Source organism: Pseudomaricurvus hydrocarbonicus (assembly GCF_011602365.1).
Lineage (GTDB): Bacteria > Pseudomonadota > Gammaproteobacteria > Pseudomonadales > Cellvibrionaceae > Pseudomaricurvus > Pseudomaricurvus hydrocarbonicus.
The window spans coordinates 59,076-83,475 of the sequence record NZ_JAAONZ010000013.1 but is presented as its reverse complement, the minus strand read 5'-3'; the positions used below and the strand labels follow the sequence as shown (position 1 = coordinate 83,475).

18 protein-coding genes and 1 riboswitch are annotated in these 24,400 nt (G+C 54.0%); of the genes, 7 read left to right on the top strand and 11 right to left on the bottom strand.

The features are described from left to right. Positions 1 to 107: 107 nt before the first annotated feature. The 4 genes from pyk (at position 108) to G8770_RS15590 (ending at position 4,192) form a co-directional block, all read left to right on the top strand. Entirely contained in the window at positions 108 to 1,517 is a 1,410-nt protein-coding gene (gene pyk / locus G8770_RS15605) for a pyruvate kinase (RefSeq protein WP_167188799.1), read from the top strand. Between the two features lie 90 nt (positions 1,518 to 1,607). Beyond that, a complete protein-coding gene (locus G8770_RS15600) occupies positions 1,608 to 2,165 on the top strand; it encodes a peroxiredoxin (RefSeq protein WP_279537173.1) in 558 nt (185 codons plus the stop codon). A 543-nt stretch (positions 2,166 to 2,708) separates the two neighbouring features. Next, positions 2,709 to 3,428, top strand: coding sequence for a hypothetical protein (locus tag G8770_RS15595; RefSeq protein WP_167188796.1), 720 nt, complete (start codon positions 2,709 to 2,711; stop codon positions 3,426 to 3,428). Positions 3,429 to 3,637: 209 nt separating this feature from the next. Next, positions 3,638 to 4,192, top strand: a complete 555-nt coding sequence (locus G8770_RS15590; RefSeq protein ID WP_167188793.1) for an NADPH-dependent FMN reductase — start codon at positions 3,638 to 3,640, stop codon at positions 4,190 to 4,192. 69 nt (positions 4,193 to 4,261) lie between these two features. Here G8770_RS15590 and G8770_RS15585 read toward each other — a convergent pair whose 3' ends face one another. The 3 genes from G8770_RS15585 to G8770_RS15575 form a co-directional block, all read right to left on the bottom strand. After that, positions 4,262 to 5,491 carry a GNAT family N-acetyltransferase/peptidase C39 family protein gene (locus G8770_RS15585; protein ID WP_341771162.1) on the bottom strand — a complete coding sequence of 410 codons (1,230 nt, stop codon included), beginning with the start codon at positions 5,489 to 5,491 and terminating at the stop codon, positions 4,262 to 4,264. Then, complete coding sequence (locus G8770_RS15580; RefSeq protein ID WP_167188787.1) at positions 5,481 to 6,953, bottom strand: RimK family protein; 1,473 nt, start codon at positions 6,951 to 6,953, stop codon at positions 5,481 to 5,483. Before G8770_RS15580 ends, G8770_RS15585 begins: the two co-directional genes overlap by 11 nt. Positions 6,954 to 7,079: 126 nt before the next feature. Next, positions 7,080 to 8,189, bottom strand: a complete 1,110-nt coding sequence (locus tag G8770_RS15575; protein WP_167188784.1) for a peptidase M42 — start codon at positions 8,187 to 8,189, stop codon at positions 7,080 to 7,082. Between the two features lie 455 nt (positions 8,190 to 8,644). Between G8770_RS15575 and G8770_RS15570 the strand changes: the two genes are divergently transcribed. Beyond that, entirely contained in the window at positions 8,645 to 9,064 is a 420-nt protein-coding gene (locus G8770_RS15570; protein WP_208022295.1) for an NINE protein, read from the top strand. Positions 9,065 to 9,116: 52 nt separating this feature from the next. On the opposite strand, the gene G8770_RS15565 is transcribed toward G8770_RS15570, so the two are convergent. The 6 genes from G8770_RS15565 to G8770_RS15540 form a co-directional block, all read right to left on the bottom strand. Continuing rightward, positions 9,117 to 10,229 (bottom strand): GGDEF domain-containing protein, encoded by a 1,113-nt coding sequence (locus tag G8770_RS15565; protein ID WP_167188782.1) that lies wholly within the window; start codon positions 10,227 to 10,229, stop codon positions 9,117 to 9,119. 404 nt (positions 10,230 to 10,633) lie between these two features. After that, positions 10,634 to 12,376, bottom strand: coding sequence for a SulP family inorganic anion transporter (locus tag G8770_RS15560; protein ID WP_167188779.1), 1,743 nt, complete (start codon positions 12,374 to 12,376; stop codon positions 10,634 to 10,636). A gap of 126 nt (positions 12,377 to 12,502) precedes the next feature. After that, entirely contained in the window at positions 12,503 to 13,285 is a 783-nt protein-coding gene (locus G8770_RS15555; protein ID WP_167188776.1) for an SDR family oxidoreductase, read from the bottom strand. A gap of 314 nt (positions 13,286 to 13,599) precedes the next feature. Then, positions 13,600 to 14,088 (bottom strand): 6,7-dimethyl-8-ribityllumazine synthase, encoded by a 489-nt coding sequence (locus G8770_RS15550; protein WP_167188773.1) that lies wholly within the window; start codon positions 14,086 to 14,088, stop codon positions 13,600 to 13,602. Between the two features lie 95 nt (positions 14,089 to 14,183). Continuing rightward, positions 14,184 to 14,365, bottom strand: a riboswitch (FMN riboswitch). Between the two features lie 112 nt (positions 14,366 to 14,477). Next, positions 14,478 to 18,326: a translocation/assembly module TamB domain-containing protein gene (locus G8770_RS15545; RefSeq protein ID WP_167188770.1), complete on the bottom strand. Its 3,849-nt coding sequence runs from the start codon at positions 18,324 to 18,326 to the stop codon at positions 14,478 to 14,480. After that, on the bottom strand, positions 18,326 to 20,032 hold the full coding sequence (locus G8770_RS15540; RefSeq protein ID WP_167188768.1) for an autotransporter assembly complex protein TamA: 1,707 nt from the start codon (positions 20,030 to 20,032) through the stop codon (positions 18,326 to 18,328). Before G8770_RS15540 ends, G8770_RS15545 begins: the two co-directional genes overlap by 1 nt. 488 nt (positions 20,033 to 20,520) lie before the next feature. On the opposite strand from G8770_RS15540, the gene G8770_RS15535 reads away from it, so the two are divergent. Continuing rightward, positions 20,521 to 21,003 (top strand): gamma-glutamylcyclotransferase, encoded by a 483-nt coding sequence (locus tag G8770_RS15535; RefSeq protein ID WP_167188765.1) that lies wholly within the window; start codon positions 20,521 to 20,523, stop codon positions 21,001 to 21,003. Positions 21,004 to 21,117: 114 nt separating this feature from the next. Here G8770_RS15535 and G8770_RS15530 read toward each other — a convergent pair whose 3' ends face one another. Continuing rightward, positions 21,118 to 22,428, bottom strand: coding sequence for a hypothetical protein (locus tag G8770_RS15530; protein ID WP_208022294.1), 1,311 nt, complete (start codon positions 22,426 to 22,428; stop codon positions 21,118 to 21,120). Positions 22,429 to 22,760: 332 nt separating this feature from the next. Between G8770_RS15530 and G8770_RS15525 the strand changes: the two genes are divergently transcribed. Then, positions 22,761 to 23,363 (top strand): pentapeptide repeat-containing protein, encoded by a 603-nt coding sequence (locus tag G8770_RS15525; protein ID WP_167188762.1) that lies wholly within the window; start codon positions 22,761 to 22,763, stop codon positions 23,361 to 23,363. A gap of 80 nt (positions 23,364 to 23,443) precedes the next feature. Here G8770_RS15525 and G8770_RS15520 read toward each other — a convergent pair whose 3' ends face one another. Then, entirely contained in the window at positions 23,444 to 24,280 is an 837-nt protein-coding gene (locus G8770_RS15520) for a crotonase/enoyl-CoA hydratase family protein (protein WP_167188759.1), read from the bottom strand. Positions 24,281 to 24,400: the final 120 nt, after the last annotated feature.

The window sequence follows — 24,400 nt, the reverse complement described above, 5'->3', positions numbered from 1 at the left end:
ATTCATGGCAGAATAGCCATTTAAATCCGTTACCCTTAGCTAAGGTCTATGTCTTTAAACACGAGCTATGCCTTAAATCAGGGTCCAAGTCATTACCAGAGGCGGTTATGCGTAAAACCAAAATCATTTGTACTATCGGTCCAGCCACAGAAAGTTACGAAATGTTGGAAAAGCTGGCAGACGCTGGCATGAGCGTGGCACGACTGAACATGTCGCATGGCAGCCACGCCTCCCACGCTGAAGTCATTAAACGCATACAAAGCCTGAACACCAAACTGAAGTACCCGATTGCCATTTTATTGGACACCCAGGGGCCGGAGATTCGAACCGGTGAGCGCGACAGCAATCTGAACCTGAAAAAAGGCGATATCATTTCCGTAGTCGCCCGTTCTGCGGAAGATGTGGAAGAAAATTCCGTGATGGTCAACTACGAAAGCCTGATCACTGATATGCAGGTGGGGGATCGCCTCACGGTGGATAACGGCCTGATCAATCTGGAAATCCTCGACAAAGATCAACGGGTCATGCGCTGTAAAGTCGTTGATGGCGGCGTTTTAAAAAGTAAGCGCCACGTTAACCTGCCCGGTATCCGGGTCAATTTGCCGGCCATTACCGACAAGGACCGATCCGACATCCTGTTTGGTCTGTCGATGGACATCGATTACATTGCACTGTCTTTTGTGCGTGAAGCGGATGACATCCGACAGCTGCATGAATTACTGGGCGAGAAGCAGGATAAGGTCAAGGTCATCGCCAAGATTGAAGATCAGGAAGGCGTGCGCAATATTGATGACATTATCGACATGGTCGACGGCATCATGGTGGCCCGGGGCGATCTGGGGGTAGAGGTTGATTTTTGGGAGCTGCCCAATATCCAGCGTCGTATCGTTCGCAAATGCGCACACAAGGGCAAGCGCGTCATCGTCGCTACGCACCTGCTGGAGTCCATGATTGAAAACCCCATGCCCACCCGTGCCGAGGTCACGGATGTCGCCAATGCTGTCTACGAAGAAGCCGATGGCATCATGCTGTCGGGGGAAACCACGGTGGGCAAATACCCGATCAAGTGCGTGGAGAACCTCGCCAAAATCGCCACCAGCATTGAACGCCATCGCGGTTTGCGTTTCACCGAAGATCTGCTGACGGAGCACCCCAAACAAAATTTGGCCGCCAGCGCGGTGCATCTGGCCGAGTCTCTCCCCGCCAAGGCGATCGTGGTCATCACCCGGCGCGGACGTATGGCCAACTATGTGACCAACTGCCACCCCATACTTCCCAGCATTCATGCCTTCACCAACGACGGTCGCACCCGTCGTCAATTGGGCTTAAACCGCAACGTGTATGCCCACAAGCTGCAATTCAGCAACGATCCGGAAAAAACCCTGAACAAAGCCTTTACCACCTTGCTGGAAGAAGAGGGTTTCCATGCCGGCGATCAGGTGGTGGTCATCTCGGATGCTCTGGGAGTGTCCGGGAGTGGTCTGGATGCGATTCAGGTGCGTATATTAGGCCAATAAAAAACTAACCTTATCGACTGTGAATTTTGGGCGATTCAATTGCCCCATATGACAAACGTCACTGACAACAACCCTAAAAAGGATTTCTGTATGAACACCATGCTCATCATCCGGATTAAAAATAGCTTTCTGGCGAATGCTGTTTGTTTTCTGCTGATTAACCTTGCGGCCATCGCCACCGTGCAGGCGCTCGAAGTGGGCGACCCGGCACCCGACTTCACTTTGCAAGGCTCCGACGGCAAGACCTATAGCCTGTCCGATTACCACGGTAAGCAGGCGGTGGTGTTGGCCTGGTTCCCCAAAGCCTACACCTCCGGCTGTACCATCGAGTGTAAATCCCTAGCTAAGAACGGGCACTTAATTCGTCAATACGACGTCAGCTACTTTATGGCCAGCGTGGATCCACTGGAAGACAATCAGGGGTTTGCGGAAGAAAACGACGCCGACTTTCCATTATTGAGCGATCCGGAGAAAAAAGTCGCCAAGGCCTACGATGTGCTTCACCTGCTGGGGTTTGCCAAGCGGCACACCTTCTACATCGGCACAGATGGCACGATTTTAAAAATTGACAGTGACGTCACGCCCGCCACCTCCGCGGAAGATATGGCGGCCACTCTGGGCCAACTGGACATCAAACGTCGTGAATAACTGACGCCGTTAACCCCTAAAAAAACAGACTATGATAGCTCGCGGGCTGGCTCTCAATGCCTGAAGCAATCATTTCCCGGACCATTGACTCGCAGCGTCGAGCAATGGTCTTCCGGTCAACTTCATAACGTTAAAAAAATCTTTCGCCAAGATTCAGACCATCAAACTCCGCAGGGCGCTCGCCTTAATCGAACTTAACACTCCTCAACATAATGTCGCCCTCTTGATCCACAGAACTGGTCTACACTGGAAATTGTAAGGGTAACGTTTTAAGGCAGACTGTTTCTAATCATGATGTCTGACAGAAATACATCATGTAATTTTCGCTCATTGAACAAACGTCATGCCTAACAAAACAACGCCCATGAGGATAAAGAGTGGCAGTCGGCACGCCTACAGTGTCAGCTTTTTTTACACTCCACTCTCACTTCCTCAATGGCAGCCGGTTAACCCTTTGTTTTAGATACCATTTGCGTTACAGGAATGAAAATTGCTTTTAACCTGTAAGGTCATGTACCACTTCCTGAAAAAATGGAGTTTTGGGTGAAAATATTCAAAGAAAAAGTTCTTGCTGGCGTTGCTGCGTTATTCTTGGTGATGTCCTTTCAGTCGCAAGCTGCCCTGGAGGGCTATAACAGCTGCAGTGGAGCAACAAGCTGTCTGATTGCACCAGAGGATACGGCTCTGCCAACATCCATTTCTGCCAACCCGGATGACGGGAAACTGGTGAGCTGGAACGAACAGCAAAATGTCACACTGGAGAACAACCTATACATCGACAATGTTGCCGATCCCACCGCCAGCTACATTGGCAAAGACGCAAATGGCACTTACATCAAAGCCGGCACGGTCATTTCCAGTCACTACGTTCAATGGGACGGGATCAAAGGGACCGAAGGGCAATTGGTTAAAGCTCAACTGGATTTTGATGGTGACGTCATGGGTTTCATTTCCTCTGACAGCGGCTTGGCAGCCACCGACTCCCTCTTGGGCCTGGGCGGACTAGAATATCTGGACTTCGAATTTCGAGGACTTGAGTCTAACGACAAAATCAAATTTGGAGTGGGTGGGGACGCAAGCATAGTTGATATCGCTTGGAAAGCTTACACTCCCGGAGACTGGGCGCGAGTGATTACCGCGTACACACCACTGATAGCGTCTGCAGCTGATCTGGCTCCGGTTTCTGTGCCTTCAACCCTGTTCCTCTTTAGTGTCGGTTTGCTGGGTTTAAGGCTGCGCAACGGCTGGAGCACACCGGCTTAAGCAGTCTGGCAGCAGAAGAATAATCCTTCCATTCACACTTCAATGGCGCGACTGACACCGGCGGGGCGATTCGTAAGCTAACCCTTAACGAACCGCCTCTCAATCAGTTAAGAATGTTGCCCTGCCGCTACCCCAGCCATTTATGTTTATTTCGTTTTATGTTTGTCACGTCACATTAAAATCCATGTCTCGGCAACGCAGGAGCCATCATGCCCAAATACCGTGTCGCCATGCTGGTCGGCAGTAATCGCAAAGCATCACTCAATGTCCGCCTCGCTCGTGCGATTGAAAAAAGCGCGCCAAGCTCAATTCAGTTTACCTGGGTACCCATGTATGACATGCCCTTCTACAATGCAGACCTGGAAGACAACCGTCCAACACCCGTCAACCAATTTGTCGCCGCGATAGAAGCCGCCGATGCAGTTTGCATGGTCACGCCAGAATACAACCGTTCCATACCTGCCGTTTTAAAAAACGCTATTGACTGGGGTTCCAAGCCGCCAGAAAACAATGTCTGGCGCGATAAAGTCATCGCCATGGCAGGTACCTCACCGGGCAGCCTGGGAACCGCACTAGCCCAGCAACATTTGCGACAGATGCTGCCCATACTGGGCAGCATCATTCTGCCTGGAGAAGTTTACATCACCTTTAAAGACTCAAATATGATTGAGGACGACGGCACCGTCAACGACCCAGATGTCGCGGATTTTATCGCCGATTTTTGTCAGCGCTTTGCCCGATTTATTCAACGTCTCGACCACTGAATGTTTTGCTGATCTCACCGCTGTATCACTGCTGAGCGGTTCCGCTAGCGGGGTTTTTGCCGAGACCTGTCAACGGATCGCCATGGCCGTCCGCAAACGCTCTGCCCCAAAGGCCGACATTTTTTCAAAGTCTTGCCGTGCAATGGGAAGGTGCTGACAATCCAAAGGTAACTGCTGGTCCAGTGTCACATCAGGGTCATGCACATAGAGACAGTGCTCATCAATATTGGTCAGGCACACCCAGTGCGGGGCTTTTTTACCATCCAAACGGTAGGTACTGATCAGCACCAACACCGAGTAACCCTCACTTAACCACTGGGACAGGACATCCTGCGAGACATCCTCATACACAATCGACACCGTCTGCTCCCTGGCTTGTTGAAGGAATTGTTGATGCACCAGTCCAACAACGCGTTTCTTCGCCTCGCTGCGAACACTTTCCGTAAAAAGTGGCTTATCGGTACTGATATAAACTTCGACATCAAACCCCCGCTTACGCGCCGACAAGGCCAATCCCAGCGGGTGACAGCCACCATGGCCTGAAGTCATGAAAATGGTGGTAGCTTCACGCCAGATCTCCAGCTCCAGTATCGGGTTGGGGGTCAAGTGGTCGCCATCACGACGCTCTTGCCGACCGGCCATGGCCATCATCAGGGCGGCCGGCCCACAGGTAAATTCGGTGGTTTGCGGGTACCAGGGCAGTTGCTGAAACCCCACCCCCGCGGCGTTCTCCGTCCGAGCAAAACGAATGCGTTTTTGCATTCGTAACGCATCGTCATGATCTTCGTAATAATCACTGAATTCGCCAAACACACGATAGCCTTGCGACTGGTAAAGTGCGATCGCCGAACGATTGGATTTTGCCACTTCCAGGCGCATAAAAATGCGGCCACGTTCCGACGCTTTCTGCTCCAGACAAGTCAGTAACTGTGTAGCGATACGTTGACCGCGAGCCTGTGGAGCCACCGCCAGAGAATACAGCCGCGCCAACCGTGTGCCCTTGTGCAGCCACACCAAACCATAGCCCAACAGCCCCTGCCCCCCCTCTGCCAGCAACATAAGACCGTGGTGTGCCTTGATCCAGTGACGCAAACTGCGCCGGCTCAAGCGATCGCTGTCAAAGCATTGTTTTTCCAGCGCATCGAGGGCGTCCAGGTCATGGAGAGACGCCACACGAAAAACAACACTGGCATCACGTATGTTGTTTTCTTCCCGGCTCTCAACGCGGCTTTCAAGGGCTTTGTCAGAGAGCTTCACGACAGGGTGTATTGTATCGACGTTCACCGCATTATCTTCCACGAAGTTCCAGTCGGCGCTGAAACTCAGCCATAACCAGCATGTACAATTCATTGCCTAAATATGCGTCTTCTACCTTGTGGTCAACACTCGGGTTGTCGTTGACCTCAATCACGTAAACATGACCATCTTTTTGTTTCAGATCGACACCGTACAACCCCTTACCCACCACGTTAGCCGCTTTAACCGCAGCATCGAGCACCGGTTTCGGCACTTCAAACGTGGGCAGTGTTTCAAAGCCACCCGAACTGAACCGCTTGGCACTGTGATTATAGATTTGCCAATGATTGCGAGCCATGTGGTAGCGACAGGCGTAAATCGCCCGGCCGTTTAACACGCCAATGCGCCAATCAAAGTCCGTGTACAAATATTCCTGCACCAGCACCAAGGCACTTTGCTGAAACAATTCCGTCAACCGCTGCCTTAACGCAGCTCGATCCGCCGCTTTATAGACACCATTTGAAAACGAGCCCTCAGGCATTTTTAACACCAGCGGATAGTCAAACTGCTGCTCAATGCCGTCCAGCGTGGTCTCGTCTACATTCATGACCACATGAGTCTTCAAACTCGGCACCCCGTGATAACTGAAGGCATCGTGCAGAAACACCTTATTGCAACAGCGCAGGATAGAATCCGGATCATCCATGACCACCAGGCCAGCGCTTTCAGCCTTTCGTGCCAACCGGTAAGTCGGATGGTCAATGGCGGTGGTTTCACGGATGAATAGCGCATCAAACTGGTTCAGTTGTAACAACAATTGTTGTGAGGTGACGGGCTCAGCATAAATGTTGAGTTTTTTGGCCGCTTTGACAAATCGCGCAATGGCCTCCTTGTCACTGGGAGGGTGGGGTTCGTCCGGATTTACCAGAATAGCCATATCCCAGCGCGCCGCTTTGCGCTGCGACGGTTTACGCCAAACAGAATCGGTAAAACTGGCCAACGCCTCAATAAAGCGTGCCCTGTTAATTTCATCCAGTTCCTGATACGAGCTTCGGCGCACGTGGGCATTCACACTTTCGCCCTGATGATCAAAAACCACCCTCAGAATGGGGGCAGGGAAACGTTCATAAAGTTTGCGGGCCAATTTTTGCAAGGCAACGTTGGCCACCAGCCCAAAGTAGACGAACAGCTCTTGTGGCACATCGGCTTCACCCTGCATTTGCGATGACAGGCTGAAGGACAATTGCGCCGTATCGGCCTGACCTTCAATTCGCAATTCGTTGATGGTCTTTACGCTGGGCAACACCTTGTGGTTGCGAGCTTCCGCTAACAGCGAGCAGTAATAGCCCTTACTCAAATAATTGACGGTATCGCACACATTGATGATGCGTGTTCTCGGCTCATTGAGTTTCGGATAATCCTGTAAATATTGATCAAAGGTGATGACATTCAGGTGAGCAATGCCGGGCGTTTCCGAAAATTCCCCCAACACAGATTCATCAACAACAACCAGGGTTTTATGCATGTAACGTTTCTCTGAATTATTCCCGAGAGAATATAACAATGGTTTTATAACCGGGCTAACAGCCCGTAACGAAACTAAACTCTGTCAATCAACCCAATGTCTGTAAATACAACATCGCGACCACCATTACGAGCCTTTCAACCCGGCCAACTGCGACAAGACTTCAATAAACGCCATGACTGAGGCCAGCGGCGCAGACTCTGATAACGTGTGATAACTGGAGCTTGGAATCTGCAGTGTCGTCCCATCCACCAGGCCTTTCGATGCCGCAATAATACGCCCCATTTCTGTGGAGCCTAAAGACGCCGGCTCTTCGCCTCGAGCTGCTTTGGCTGCGTTCATTTCCTCAACATAACGATCCTTAAACACATAACTGAAGCCAAGCTGATCGCACACCTCGATTAACTTTTCAGTCAGCGCTGCATTGAAGGTGTGGTTGGCATCTTTGTGTCGTAACACCAGGTGCTGCTGCTGAGCCGCCGCAAAATCCGGGAAAGGACTGGTATCGACCACCACCAGCTGATTGGTCGAGTCGCCAAAACGTCGAAACCATTCCAACAGGTAGCGCCAACTCTTTCCCGCTTCTTCCTGGGCAGTAAAAAATGCCGTTCCCTGAAAACCCAATTCAAACAAATACACCAGAATGGCCGCGGTCAGCACATTATCCAACTGCCCCACCAGGGCCTCGTCGGTTACTTTTAAATTATCCGTGAAAGCAACCGGCGTTCCCGCCACCAAATGTGCCAACCCATCCACTTCAAAAATCAGGTTATTGCGGTTCGGGCAGACATAGGCATTGCTGATCGCGCCCTGCCCGCGATAGGCGCCGGACCAGGGTTCGTAGGCGTACACCCGCTCATTGGGAAAACGGGTCACGACTTTACGCATCAGTTGCTCGTCAACCGAGTTACCCAACAAATCCGACCGGGAACCGGCCACAAATGCCGCGTACTGAAACTCGTTCGGGCCCGTGCAAATCAAGCCGTGACGGTCAATGTGAGCCGACAACATGAGGCTGGCGGGCTGGCGGCCCTGCGCCACCAGTAAACCTTCGTACCAGGTGACTTTGGCACCACGTTCTTCCAGCTCTCGCTGCAATACACGAAAGAAAGAGTGTTCCGCCCCCACCACACTGGGGTTGCGAATCAACTGAGCCAGTAAATTGGTCAATGAAGAAGGCAGTGTGGTGCTCGTGAGAACCGAAAGGAACTCCCGTGGAATTTGATCAGTAGTCATGGTTAGCCCATCCAGAAAAAAACAGGCGTTGGTGCGATGCTTGGCACATCAGAGACTGACGGGTTGGGCACCCCAACGGGTTGCGCAAATTATGCAGTGCTATATAGCGCCAATCCCAGTCACAAACAAGTTTTATTTTTAACGCTGACTGAGAAACTTTAAGCCACCCCTTCAGCTAGCAGCCGATATGCGCCCAAAGGTATTTGAGCAAAGGCCTGTGAGCGGCTACCCTGGGCTACTCAAGAGCACCCTCGAAGCCCCTAGCAAGCAAGCCACCAAGTGGAAAACCCCAACATTTAAATGCGCTGAACAGGTGAATACCCCTTGACTACACTTTTCGGCTTTAAGAAGATAGAACAACTCAAAAGGTCGAATATGGCCAGGTAGGCAACTATGATCAACGCTGACCGCCAGCCACACCGGCCGAAATCCTAGCCAAAGGGGGAGTCAAACCGATGGAAAATGCGATACGTCACCCGGGAAATACCCACAACCTCGTCATGGGGTACCTGTTGTGGATTTTCGGATTTATGGGGGCTCACCGTTTCTACTATGGCCGGCCAGTGTCCGGGACCCTGTACTTTTTCACCCTAGGTATTTTCTTCATCGGCTGGATCATTGATCTGTTTTTAATTCCGTCCATGGACCGCTCCGCCTACATCAAGTACATACCCGGCGACAAGGACTACAACATCAGCTGGATTCTCTTAACCTTTCTGGGGATCTTTGGTATTCACCGGCTCTATCTGGGGAAATGGCTGACGGGACTGATTTGGTTGTTGACCGGCGGCTTATTGCTGCTGGGGGTTTTATACGATTACTGGACCCTTAATGAGCAAATCGATCGGGTCAACCAGCGGCGGAGATTTCGTTAACGGGATGCAATCCACACTCAAACCCACCCAGGCGTCTCAGCGGAGCGACCTGCTAGAAAAGTAATCCCGGACTTTTATCGTCCACCTCCAGTGCACTGGCGGCGTCGCTGTGTAACCGAATTTGATTGCGCCCATTGTTTTTGGATTCATACAACCTTTGGTCCGCGACACGAATTAAGTCCTTCAACGCCGTACCATCGACACCATGCTCTGCTACCCCACCACTGATGGTCAGAGTAATGACGGTGCCGTCAATCACTAGCGGAGCCCCTTCAAACATCACCGGGGTCTGCTCAAGGCGTCGACGAATTTTATCGGCCACTGCGAGCCCCTGCTGCCCCTGCGTTTCCATCAGCAACAGACAGAACTCTTCCCCTCCCAAGCGCGCCACCAGATCGGATTTTCTCAGTCCGGCCTTGAGGACTTCAGCCACATGAACCAGTGCCATATCACCCACTTCATGACCATAGGTATCGTTAACCCGTTTGAAATGATCCAGGTCCAAAAGCGCAATGCACAACGGAGACTGGGCTCGCTCACTACGGCGCTGCTCATGCTCAAACACACTGTGAAGGTGAGCTCGATTGGCCAAACCTGTTAAGGGATCCGAATGCGCCATTTTTAAAAGCCGCAATTCCGTCTGCTCACGCGTAATTTCATAAGCTGATGAAAAGGCCAGAATGACCAGCGTCAGAATACTGAAATTGGCAACCGGCACCGGCCCCAGCAACTCCAGATCTGCCTGATACTTGTTGAAAAAAATAACCCCTGCCATCGCGATGTAACACACAGAAATCATCAACCCCAACCGCTTTCCCAGGGTGAAGTGCGACAGGATAGGGATCAAAAACACCCACACAAAGACACTGGCCGTGGCACCGGGCGAAGCCAACGCCAGCATCATAACGCTGAAAAACGGCACCAAATACACCAGCGCCCAGATTTCGATATGCTTGACGAAGTCGGTGGTAGAAAGCAGCCAGAGGATGGCCATCGAGTAGATCGACATCAACAACTCGGCAAAGGCCAGGCTGTAATTTTGGCGCCCCAGGTTCAGGACCGTAAACAACAAGCCGCTGATAATCGTGATGATTAACAGTGCCTTCAGTACCGCCTGGCGATAAGGTCGGGACAACAGTTGTTGAGAGTTCAGATAATTTTGCATACCCACTTTAATCCATGTGCGTCTCACTTCGGTAATTGGCCTCAGGAACCGCACTCTTACCGCCGTGCCTCCCCGAAAAACTCGACAACATGTGAACCCTATCACAGTTTTTAAGAAATGGCGCCATTTATGCCTTTTTAAAGACGTGCCAAAAAGCTCATACAGGCAATACCTTATGTCGAGCTGTACACCCCCTCAAAACCCGAGAACAGGTAGAACCAAACAGGTGCTACAGATTAACGGTATTGGGTTTACTGGACGCTCCAAGCCACCTGTTTTTCTTAGCGACGGCCGACGGCGTCCTTCGCAGATCGCCACAAGGCGGCCCCACTTAACTGGGCGCCCTGGCGAACCATTTATCAGACCTATGGACATTCCAGTACCGGCGACAGCAGTGTGTGCTCTCAGCCATTCTGTTTTGAGACGGCCAAACTGCGCATAGCCTCATCCACGGTAAAAAATATTTGGCCGGGCTTAAGCCGCTCGATCATCTCGGTTCTTTTCAACTGATCCATGACCGGGCCCTTGACCTCTGCCAAATGAAAGGTAATGCCGGTCTCGCGGAGTTTCTCACCCAATTGCTCCAGGGCATCCACGGCGGTCGCATCAATAAAGCTGACCGAACTGCAAATCAAGACAACATGTTCTGCATGAGGGTGCGCACTGCATTGCTCCAGAATAAAGTCTTCAATGAACTGCACATTGGAAAAATAAATACTCTCATCCACCCGAATAGCGATAATGCTCTCATCGGTCACCACATCGTGCCGCTCTACGTTACGGAAATGAGCGCTTTCTCCCACACGCCCGACAACGGCTATGTGCGGGTGGCTGGCGCGGTGTACCAGCAGGACAATGGACAAAATAATGCCCACACAGATGCCAATCTCGATATTAAACACTAACACCGCAAAAAAAGTCGCCAATAAGCTATAGGCATCGGCCCGGTTAAGCTTCCAACAGCGCCCAACCTGTGCAATATCAATCATAGAAAACACGGACATAATCACGATGGCCCCCAGCACGGCCAGCGGCAAGGAATAAAACAACGGCGTCAACACCAGCAATGTCAGGATAATACACAGTGCACTGATGACACTGGCAATCGGGGTTTCTGCCCCGGCCTGATGACTGACTGCCGAACGACTGAGGCTACCGGCCAGAGCAAACGTCCCGCTCACGGCAGCCCCCAGATTGGCAATCCCGAGCGCCAGCAACTCCTGATTGGGGTTAACCCGTTCTTTGCGCAAACTCGCCAAACTGCTGCCGACGGCAATGCTGGTAATAAAACACATCAGTGCGATCAAAAAGGCGGGCAGAGCCAGCTGCTTCCACAGTTCGATATCCATCGAAAACCCGGTCCATACCGCGGTTAAATCCGGCAGTCCCGGCGGGATATTCCCCAGTACAGCCACACCGGAAGTCTGATCTAACTGCAACACTGCGACGAGAGCCGCCGCCCCAAACACCACCACCATAGGTCCCGATTTGCCCAATGCCTGCTGCAGCCAGGTGGGTAAACTGAAGGTTTTGATCAACGCCGGGAACAACGCCTTGAAATACCACAAGACAAGGCAGGCCCCTACACCAATACTCAGCGTGGGCCAATTGACCTCAACCAGGCTTCGTATCAGAGCCCGCAGAGTTTCCCCGAAGTCCAGTCCTGCGCCAATTTCAACACCCAGTACATGCTTCAATTGACTCAACATGATCGTCAGTGCCGCAGCGCTGGTAAAGCCACTGATCACCGGTGTACTGATGTAATTGGTGAGGTTACCCAACCGCAAGAGCCGCATCAGCAACAAAAACATGCCGGCTAAAAAGGAAATATTCACCGCATAGAAAATATATTGGGCGTCACTTTGCGGGTTTAGGGCAGCAATGCTGCTGGCCAGAATAATCGATATTAAAGCAGCAGGCCCCACCGACAGGCAGCGACTGCTGCCCAGCAGGGCGTAGAGAAAGGTCGGTAAAATCGCGCAATAGAGACCATACTCGGCGGGCATACCGGCCAACAAAGCATACCCCATGCACTGTGGGATCATCACAATACTGACGACAATGCCCGCCACGCAGTCCCGCACGAAGGACTCCAAACGGTAATGCTTCAAAAAATGCGTTAACGGTAGCGATTGCAACAGCGTCATGCCCCTCATCCTCCTTGCCCGACGCTTCAGTATAACCTCTTGATAGCACATTGAGAGGCACGAAGCACGAGCGCCATAGAGTCATGAGTGTAAGCCTAACCGCTCAGGGCATGAAAATGGCAACGATTAATGAATCAGGCTGGTACCGCCATCCACAGCAATAATTTGCCCGGTAATGAACCCCCCGGCCTGACTCGCCAACATAATAGCGACACCGGCAATGTCTTTAGGCTCGCCCCAACGGTGCATGGGAATTCCTTGCCGGTCTTGCTCAAAGGCTTCTTGGTCAGCACTCAAAAACTCGGTCATCTTGGAATAGAACCGGCCGGGGGCGATGGCATTGACTCGGACATGATCACCTGCCAGCTCCGTTGCCAGCACTCGCGTCAACTGATGTATTGCCGCTTTCGACGTCGCGTAACTGAAATTATCCAGCGCACTGCCCACCATGCCGGCAATGGAACCGATATTGATAATGCAGGCATTCTGCTCTGGCGATGCGTTCTTTTTCAGCATGGGAGCCAAAGCCTGAGTGAGAAAAAACGGACTTTTTACATTCACATCCATCACCTTGTCCCAGCCCTTTTCCGGCACCTGACCAAACGGCGCGCCCCAGCCGGCACCGGCGTTGTTCACCAGCACATCAATGTGTGACTCGCGTTCGTTCAAAGCCTGCACCAAGGCGCTGATGCCCTCTGCGGTGGCTACATCGCCGGGTAACGCAACACATTCACCATACTGACTCAGTGCTTGTGCAGCCTCAATACAGGCCTCTACTTTACGGGCGGTAATATAGACCCGCTTTGCACCCGCCTCTAAAAAGCCTTGCGCCATGTAGGAACCCAACCCGCGGGAACCTCCGGTGATCACGCACACTTTGCCCTGCATCGAAAATAGCTGTTCAAACATCGTCTCTCTCCTGGCTGTTTGTTATGAAAACCTGATTTGCTGTGACCTCACTTCCACGATGCTGCCCGACGCAGCGTGCGAGGCATCAATGGCCGTATCCAATCCCCAACCCCAGCCGCAACACTCAAGAAAGAAACTTAGCCGACGGTCAAGCTGTTGGGAGGTACTGCAGTTGGGGTACAAACGGACAGGAATAAGCCCGCCTACGTTTTCAAGGCTATCAAAACAAAGAGCGAAAGAAGACTTTATTAGCGTGATGACACGCCCAAAATTCGGTGGATACCGAACGCCGGGCGCACCTGTTGAGCCGCGGTTTAACTGGCCGCAGCAGCGGGAAGGGTTTCCATCAGGCTGAGGGTTGCTGCGCAGGAATGCGCTGCCTCAGCGCCTTTTTTGACAAAATGCTCACTGAAAAAGTTGCGATGATCATCGGTTTCCTGAAATTGATGCGGTGTTAACACCACGGAAAAGACCGGCACCAGGGTTTCCAGTTGCACTTGCATCATCCCGGAAACAACCGCCTGAGCAACAAAGTCGTGTCGGTAAATGCCGCCGTCTACCACTAAACCAGCGCCAACCACCGCTGAATACTGACCACTATTGGCCAACAACTTGGCTTGCAGGGGAATTTCGTAAGCCCCCGGGACTTCAAAGACTTCAACAGTATTGTCAGTCAGTTGGGTAATTTCGGAAATAAACGATTGAACGCAACGATCAACTATGTCGCGATGCCAGCTCGCCTGTACTACGGCAATGCGCGAAGGCTTGGATTGAGTTTTTTTAAGTGTGTCGAATGAAGTCATAAATAACGCCCTTGTCTCAAATCGTATAAGGGGCGATAAGGTGCCGAGACACTGTCATCTCACCTAACGGGAGACAGACAGATTGGCTGTAGACCTTTCTCTCATAACCGGACTCTAACCGTCGGCCCCGGAATCACACCGAGTCTGCTGTCCCTGTCCGAAGCCCAACGGCTCAGACAGGCGCCCGCGGGCTACACATCGATGCAGATACAACCCGATAGGGTTCAACCATCGTTGCGATTACCGCCGGTGGGGACTTCCACCCCGCCCTGAGATCCCGACTGCTGGCAATCGGGGTGCGAATCATACCAAGGCTACCGTTGGGTGTAAATTATACCGACGGGCGATGTACTCGCCATAGAGCGCTGCTGAAGCTTTTACAGGCAGTTTTAAAAGTCCACTCGATAAAAAAAGTCCAGCGAACTGGCAAAGCCACTGATGGCTTCAATATACAGACGGCGGGAGATCTCGTAACGCACGGCAATCAGGTTGGTCGGCTCAAACACCCCCACGCCATAACGCAAACTCAGCTTGTCAGTAATGTTTCCACTGGCCACCACCTGCGTCTCATCTCCGACACCTTCCGTTTCCAGCTCAAAATGCTTTAACCCCAGCGACGCCGCAATTTTCTTGGTGATCGGGGCACTGCCCGCCACCCCCAAAGCCAGAGCGGCCTGTCCCATTAAATTACTGTCCTCTCCGCTATCACCGTCCCCTTGACTCAAAGGACGCCCCAGAACCAGGTATGACAGCGCCTGCTGCTGTGACATTGAGGGCTCGGAGAAGACTTCAGACACCGGGTTCAGAGCACTGCCGGTCAGGCGCAACCCCGCCACGACCTCATCCACCTCGCGGACCGCTTCCACGTTCAAATAGGGTTTAGTGATGGGGCCGGAAAACAGCAGGATGGCACGCCGCAGCTTCAGGTCCTGCCCGAAACGCTTGAAACGCCCGCCCAGTATTCTGAGATCGCCGTTGGCGGTCATATTTTCACGGACGTCCAGCTGCCCCTTCAAACGACCACTCAGGCCAAACGCCGAGAGGTAAACCTGATCGCCCACAATCAATTTCACTCGGGCAGTAATACCCAGGGAGGGGGTTTGGTTAGCGGATTCCTGCCCCACAATGACCGTATCCGGCGATATTTGCACCGCCTCCGGCTGCAACTCGCGCACGGTAATATCCCCTTCCGGGACCGCCAGACTACCGGCTATACGAAGTTTATTGTCTTGCAGCGTCAAGCTCAGGTCCGGGTTGATCATCAGCTGAGCGTAAGGCGGATATGTCGCCGGCAAGGCGTCACCTTGAATCGTCAGCTCCAGCTCCCAGGGTGCCCACCCCAGCTGCCCCTTGATCCGCCCCACTCCCGCTGTGCCAGAAGTCCATTGGCCATCAACCTGGGCGCTGTCACCGGCTATTGCCAGGGTCGCGGACAGGGTATCCATACTGACCGGCAAATTGGGGCCACTGAGATGGCCGTCGGTCAGGTTCAGTTGGCCCTCAACCACCGGGTCGAGCAACCGGCCGCTGATGGATCCCTGACCGTTTAGCTCACCCTCAAAGCGTGTTTTCGCAGGCAGGAAAGCCTGCAAAAAATCCAGTTTAAAGTGATCAACCAGGTAATTCCCGGACACAACCTGTTCTCCGCCGGGATCGCTGATCGTCGCGTTAATGTCCAGCACGCCTATCACATCACTGCTCACCTGCAAGCGGGCCTGGGCTTGCTGTGCTTTCAGCCGGGCGCTGAAATCCATCAATTGATAGGGGAAATTATGAGCCCGGCCCGCCTCCTTCACCCGTAGCACCCCCTCTGAGCTGGTGACGTGGATCTCGGCCTCTGGCTGAGCACCAGCTTTCTGCTCCATCAGGAGCGTGGCGTTGACCAGGGCATCCCAGCTAACGCCCTCGGGCAGCCATTGCGCGCTGTGCCCCTGGGACAAGGACTTCAGATCAAAATGGCTGAGCTGGGCATTGATGTGGCGCCCAGGCAACAACGTCTGGGTATTGTTAAAGCAAAGCCTGGCAGCGGCCTGCAACCAGCAGTGGCTACCCAATTGCAGCTCTCCGGCCGCCCGCTGATAACGCAGCGACGCCGGCTGCTCCATCTGCCATAGCTGCTCACCCCAAAGGATCCGGCCATCGCCAAGCTGTGCCAGCCACTGGTCGTCACGGAGATTACCGGTCAATCGTGCATGCCCCCCAACCAGGCCTTCGGTCACGTCCAGTTGCAACTGATGTTTGGCCCGGTCGCCGGAGGCATCGACCCGCAGATTGCCCAACACGGTCCGATCATTGTGCACCCCCTCTGCAGTCAGCTTTAACTGGCCCGGCATAGCCTCACTGAAATCGACGTTGCCCGACACCGCCAGCCGTTGCACCAACAGTTTGTTATAACCGAGCTTTGCACCGGACAACTGCAGCGCAACCCCCGGGGTGTTAGCGGATCCGCTCAACGTCACTTGTCCGTGGCCGTTGCCGGTCAACCCCGGCCACAAGGAGGTCAGATCAGCCAGCTCCAGCTCCAATGTCCCCGCAACCTTCGGCCCCCACTGGCCCTGGCCCACGACCCGGTTTTCCCCTTGCCGGGCAAGCAGATCCATCAATGCCCAGCTTTCAGCCGTTTTCGTCAGCCGGCCACTGATCGCCAGAGGCGCCTGACGCAGCTCCCCGGTGATGTTCCACTGCCCCTGCAACTCCAGGTTATCGTCGTGCAGACGCCCCTGACTCACCACCTGGCCACTCAAGCGACCCGGTAACGACTCAATGAAAATACCCGGGTTGAGATCTTGCAGCTCGAACTGTCCATCCCATTCCACCCCGGACGCCAACCCTAACAGCACCTCACCGCTGGCGCTGCCCGCGTCAGTAACCACGCTCAAGGGGCTTAACCGCAGGGCGGTTTCATCCCCTTGTACATGGGCCAGCAGGTCGACCTGCTGGCCAGCCACGCCATCGACCGTGGCACTCAGATCAGCGATCAGCTGGGTATCTTGCAGCCGCACAGTGGCATCCAGGGTCTCAAGGTTGATGGTCCCGGTGTCCACCGGGTAGAGCCTCTGCCAGGGAAACTTGTCCAGCGTCAAAACCGCCTCCGCCTGCCAGGGGTCCTGCCAGTTAAAATGCCCCGTGACTTGAAGGTTTTGGTCCCTGGCGTTAGCCATGCTCAGCAACAGGCGGACATCTTTAGCCCCGGCAGGGCTAACCACCCCCTCCAGTTCCAGCAAGGCACGCTCGCCAGCGCTTTGACCTGGTGTTCTTTGTGCCGTATCCAACCGTGCTGCATCCAATCGGATGTCCGAATGGGCCCGGACCGCGAAACCTTCGTCCAGATTGCCTTCGGCTGACAGCGTCCATTGTCTGAGGGTCAAACTTTCCGGCAGACTGTTCAACGCAAGAAAGCTGTCGCCTTGCCAGGCCAGACTCGCCGGTATTCCCTTGTCCAGAGGCGCCACCCTGCCCGTCAAGCGCCCCTGCAAGTAGCCGCGACTGGCCACATCCAGCACCAGCAGCTCCACACTGCCACCCACCTCAATGTCCAGAGACCAGTCCCGTTCGTCCACTGCCGGTAATTGCACCTGCCCGGTCATGTGCAATGGCCAATCGCCCTGTGTACGAATGTCGCCCTGCAGATGCCAGCTCACATCCGCTCCCCGACCGGAGAACTCGCGGATATACACCCGCCCCTTGTCGCTGCCCAGCGCCACATAGGGACTGTCCGTTTTCAGCGTCAGCTCACTCAACAGCACCGTTTCGCCATCGAGGGAGATTTCATCCACCTGCACGTCGCCCATCTGAAGCCCCAGCGGCAACCGCAGATCCGGCAAGGTCAACGGTTGCGGATCCACCTCTGCGTCCGGCGTCGCAATCACAGTGATGTTGTGACTGTACAGGCGGTCCACGCACAGGCGCCGGCTCAACAGACAGGACAGGGACCAGTCCATCTCCAGCCGATCGACTCGCACGTCCAGCGTGTCACTTTTCCAGACGATCCGACCAAAGTGCCAGCCCCGCCACAGTGTGCCACGCTCAAAATCCAGCTCCAGATTTGCCAGCCCCTCATCGATCTTGGCAAACGCCCAACGGTTAACCGATTCACTGCCCAGCACGCCAATCACGCTCACCGGAATCAGAATCAACACCACAATCAGGATCAGCAGGGCCCTTACCGGAAAGGGGCGCTCAGCAAAAGGACGTCCCTTTAACGGAAACCCCAGTCGCTCCTGAAACCGAAAGGCCATTAAAGCTCGGGCCCCATGGAAAAATGAATGCGAAAACCCTCGTCCGGGTCTGACAGGGACCTGGCGACATCAATACGGATTGAGCCAATCGGCGAGACCCAGCGCAAGCCCAGCCCGACACTGGTTTTCAAGGGGTCATTGAGGGAGTTCACGGCGTTACCATGGTCCATAAAGCCGGCCACACGCCATTTATCCAGGAATTGATATTGATACTCCAGGCTGCCGGCGAGCAGATAGCGACCACCTATATTTTCTCCGTCACTGTCACGTGGCGATAACTGCTGATAGTCGTAGCCCCGCACACTCTGATCGCCACCGGCAAAATAACGATGCGATGGCGGGATGTCTTCAAAGCTGTTGGTCGCCACCACCCCCAGGCTCAAGCGGCCCAACACCCGGTGCCTGCCAAAGAAGGTATAGAGGCCCTTGATCTGGGAGGTGACACTGGCAAAATCCACCGACGAAATGATGTCCTCCTTGGCGCCCTCGAACTCCACCAGCATGCGGTACCCCCAGGCCGGGTCAATCTGACTGGATGTGTGGACGCGATGGAAAGCCAGACTCGGAATGAGCAGAGTCGTTTCCCCGGATGCCTGCCCCAGTGAAAACACGTCATGCTCCAGACGCAGTCCGTAGGTTCGCTCCCAGTTGCTCTCCAGGCGCTTGTACAGCTCTGCCCCCACCACCACACTTTCCGTTTCAATTTCATCAATGTCTTCGAACTGCAAGCCGGCAAAATAACGCAGATCATCGGCATAGGATTTCTCCAGAAGCGTCTTGTAATAGGTACTGAGCTGTTGCCGCACAGTGGAAAGTTCCATGGCCGCACCGCGACTGTCGCCCTCCGCATTCAGCCAATGCTGGTCCCAGGTGGCTTTCGCACGAGGGCCCACATCGGTGGAATAGCCACCGCCAAACCCCAGAGAGTGAGGGTCACGCTCGACCAGAGCCACCTGTATGGGAATGACATTATCCACCGCCAGATCCGGTTGCGGGGTTACCTTGACGCTCATGAAATACCCGCTGGCCAGCAGGGCTCGGTTAAAGGCAGCAATCCGGTCGGAGGTGTAGAAATCCCCGCTCTTGAACGGCACCAGGCTGTTTAACAAATCGGCATTAAACACGGTGTCAGTGAAGGCTACCTCACCCAGTCGATACCTTGGCCCTGTTTGGTATGTAAGGTTAATGTCGGCTTTGTTGTGCTCCACATCGACCAACAATTGCTTTTGCAAGAAGGTGCCGGAGAAATAGCCATACGCTAACGCCTGGTGCTGAATCAGGGTTTTGAGGTCTTCGTAAGTGCCGTGATTTAATATCATCCCGGTGGCTAGCTGAGTGGTTTCAGGCAGGGTAAACGCGTCAGTGCCCTGGCCGGGACCGTCGATCTCGATATTGACGTGTCGCAAGGTAACCGGAGGCCCGAGAACGACTTTAAGCTTGATCACCGGCTTGTCATCCGTACCGGCAAATTCGATGTGATTCGTCGAGTGATAATAGCCGAGCGCCTGTGCGGCCCGGCTGGCTTGCTCATCAACGTGTTTTGCAAGCCGTGTCAGCTCAGCTTGATTGGCTGGCTCCACGGCCCCGACAAAGGCCTGAATGTTCTCTTTCACCTCTTTGTGGGAAGGTTCGATTTTTACCTCGAGTTTCGCTGCTGCCGCGACAGCAAAGCACACTAAAAACAACCCTAACGTGGCGCGACCCATGCATTCCTTCCCAGTACATTTCAACCAAACGACTCAAATATAGCCGCACTCGACCATTTGACCCAGTTAATGCATCAGACGGAAGTCTCAGCCAACGGCACGCTCCGTCCGTCTCCTCCCAGCCGCCCTCTGACCGGTCGGGAGATGGAGATATGGAGATATGGAGATAAAGAGCATCACAACAAGGCTTATCCCTCGAGCGCTAATGGGTCAGTCACATGGTCTTGAAATCAGCTTTCCCTGTCCGAATAAATGTGATTATAGACGACTCCACCGGCCACGCCGTGACACGGCCCAACGACCGGCTGATGCAGATAGTACCAGCCTTGAGCCACATTCTGTCACTGAAAACTTCACCACAGGCCAGCGCAATGTGAACAGCCACCGCGGCGTCATCAGCCCCATCGCCAGCGGCAGAAATTAACCATTCACATCTCGGTCAACTTCCCTATAATGCCCCTCCGATTTTCCCCTCACAGGATCTCACCGTGCAGGCAATCTTTCTTTACGGCTCGCTAATGGACACCGAAATCCGGCGTCACGTATTCGCAGATACCGTCTCTCCCGGCCAGGTGCGACCGGCCGTTGCCCGCGACCACAGAACCCTGACCTACCCCGGTGAAACCTTTCCGATACTGGTACCCCAGCCCGGCGGTCTGGTGCAGGGTGAAGTTCTGCTGTCCCCCAATAGCGAAGCGCTGGCACGCATGGCTTTCTACGAAGGGGATGAATACGGCATGGCCGCTCTCAACATCGAGCTGGAAAATGGCCAGCAGCTCACCGCCCACTACAATCAGGCCAGTAACGAAGAGCTGCCCGTGACCGAGCCCTGGTGTTTTCATCAGTGGCAGCGGAGTGAGCGCGATACCCTGGTAGAGATGTGCCGCCAGTACATGCACCGCTGCTGGGGAAAAATGAGTGTGCTGGAAGCCGATGCCGTATGGCAGGAATTGCAGTCACTTCGAGCTTGACGAACCTTTGGCCCCAGGCAATGGCTTCAGCCCGCGATAATGTCATATCATTAAATAGCAGACCGGCTGACCTCGCGACCTTGCCGGCAGCCCAATAAAACCCTCAAGCGACCATCAGTCCTTGTCTTTCGCCTCCCTTTTCACGGCTTTTTTTGTCCCTTCTTGGGCCGGTGGCTTTGCCTCCCGTTGCTCTTTAGCCAATGGCTTTTCTTCAGCCAGCTGATCTTTAACCGATTGCAGGGATTGCAGCGACCGACCGGCAGTTTTCTCCGCCAGGCTCACAAACTCTTTTACAGTCACCGTTCCTCGCTGCTTGGCCAGTGCCGTCGCCACATCGTCAATACTCGCTTTGCCACCGCTTGCCTTGCGAATTTCCTGATCCACCTCATGCATGATGACCGCAGCCCGAGCGGTGGTGGCTCCGGACGAGCTTGCCGTCAGCAACTCCTCGGACTGTGTGCCCCACTCAGCCAGCTCGGCCATCGTTTCCTGGAACCGGGTTTCGCTGATGCCGCCCGTGCGGTGCAGTATCTCCACCGCGTAAAACTCGGCTATGCCCTCCACGATCCAGTCACTGTGCTCATCACCTCGGATCCCGGTGCCCACGTGCACCAACTCGTGAATCAGGCTACTGGTGCGATTGCCGCTGATGAGCGGCCGATCGCTGTGCATGAAGAGCGATCGCCAGCCCGACAAACCGCCACGCCACATGGGATCATCCGCCGTGACGATCAACAATTGGGGCGGGAAGTCCGGAAAGATTTTTTTGAGATCCGGCAGCGTCCAGCCGATAAACGCGAGCGCGTCCTGCAAGCGGGTATTGAGCCCCTTGGGGCTGGCAATGCGCACGGTGGTGTCCGCAATGTCATCTTTACGGCTGGTCATTTTACCCAGCATCAACCACCCCTTGGGGCGCTTAAATCGACGCCCTGGGTCCACCAGCAAATATTCGTTTTTGATTTCACTGTCGTAAGGGGCCGCCGAAGACCAGCCCTTCGGCAATTGCAGGTGCAACTCGGCGTCGGAGGACAAGCTGCGAGGCATGGTGGCCGCAATGGGGGGAATCAATTTATCGCTGCGCAAAATGGCCCAGTCGTCAGTGACTTTCGAGTCATAGCGTTTCTTGCCCTTCTTCTCATCAATCACAAATTCGTATTTTAAACTGGACGCGGGCTCCTGTGGCCGCCAAACCGCCTTATTGCCCGTTATCTCCAGCGGTTGCTCGCTGGCAAACGATGTATGACGGTCGGGGTCGGTCATCAATGTTAACTTGCTGGGCAACTTCTGCCCTTGCAGCTTGATTTCAACATGAGCCAGCCCCGACGCTGGGTCCACGGTTGCCACGTAGTGAATACTAAAATTGTCAGCGCTGACCCAGGGTGAAAACAACGATAGGAGCAGTACCAGACTTATTACAAACTTCACAGATTGCCTCCCGGCATGATGGAATTGTCGACACCCCAAACTTAACACGGGCTGAAGCGCTAAACAGTGGGCTGGATTCCAGAACGATGAAACAAGTGCCAATTCAGGACATCATCTACGCGTTAATCGTCATCCAATTTATTCAATAGCCTCGCCGAAACGCTCACAGACGGCCGTATTTATGGGCTGTAGCTGTGGATATGGGCAGTTGTGGATATGCTGTAACCGTGGATATACCGTGTCGCTGTGGATATATAGCATAGCCTTGGCATTCTGCCCCGCCAATCGGTAAAGTAGCCCCCCTCTTTGACCCCTCGAGCGGTGAACCTAGTATGATCGACATCGATAGCGCCGAAACCGTCATTCACGCTGAGACATTTACCCAGCTGAATTGTTCCGGAAAACAGATCACCGGCAAAGAATTTGATCACTGTCACTTCGATGCCTGCGACTTCAGCGACGCGTCCTTCCAGCAGTGTGAATTTACCGACTGTACCTTCAGCCACTGCAATCTGAATCTACTGACCGTGAACAACAGCAAGTTCATGGACATCCGCTTCAGCGACTGCAAAGCCCTGGCGATTGACTGGTCAAAAGCCTACTGGCGCGGTTTTACACCCGGCTCCCCGTTTGCCTTTCAACGCTGCCTGCTGAACTCATCGTCCTTTTACGGTCTCAATCAAAGCCGCATCGTTATGGAAGAGTGCCGGGCCCACGATGTGGACTTTCGCGAGGCCGACCTGAGCGGCGCGAGCTTGACCGGCACGGACCTGACAAACAGTCTGTTTGGCAACACCAACCTGACCGCAGCCGACTTTACCGACGCCATCAATTACGACATCAATCTGAACAACAATACGCTCAAAAACGCCAAGTTCTCGCGGCATGAAGCGGTGCGCTTGCTGGAGTATCTGAGCGTGCACCTGGTGGATTAACACGGGTGGTCGCGGCCGGATCCCCGGGATTTTGACGCACCCGGGGCCACCGCATGGCCCAAGCGGCCGTCAGCCACCGGTCAATCGAGCACTATATCGTCAAAAGCGGTGAATTCACGGTCACTGAATTGGCCTTCACGCCCCTCCATCTCGGACATGACAGATTCGATCTGATTGGGGCTTTTCAGAATTTTTGCCTGCAGGCGCTCTTCCACCCTCAATCCCTCCAGATCATCACCATGGCGAGTATTGTTTAACAGGTACTTACCATAGGCAATGGCATTGGGGTTACGACGGGCTATTTCGGCCGCCATGGCCAGGGCGGCCTCGCGAGGGTCGTCACTGAGCGACGTCACCAGCCCCAGCTGCACCGCCTCCTGCCCTGTCACCACCCGTCCCGTGAAGGTCAGTTCTTTCGCCACATCCAGCCGCACCAGGTCTCGTAACGTTTGTGACGCGGACATATCGGGAATCAATCCCCACTTGATTTCCATCACGGACAATTTGGCCTCCGGATGAGCAATACGGATGTCCGCACCCAGGGCAATCTGAAGCCCACCACCATAAGCCACACCGTGCAAAGCGCAGATCACGGGTACCGGAATGGCTTTCCAGGCATAACCGGGCAGCTGATAAAAATTGGGATAAAATCCACCTCGCCCGGGGCCAAAGGGATCAGCAAACACCTCCGGATCTGTGAAGTTTGCCAAATCCAGTCCCGCGCAAAAACCTCGTCCCTCGCCGGACAATACCACCGCACGAATGCTCTTGTCGGCGGCCAGTTGTTTACCCACATCACGGATGGCTTCAAACATGGGGATATTGAGTGCGTTCATTTTCTCGGCACGATTCAGGCGCACATCGGCAACGTGGTTGTTAATGTTGACGGAGACTAGTGCCGTCTTGATTTCAGTCATGAGTTGTCCTCTCTTGTGATATCACAGCATCCGCGCAGCGCCGTGAACATGTTTCAGAGCGATCGGAAAGGCATCCTGTCGCTGAAGTAATTGGCTCAAAGGTCATATCCGGGCCTTTGC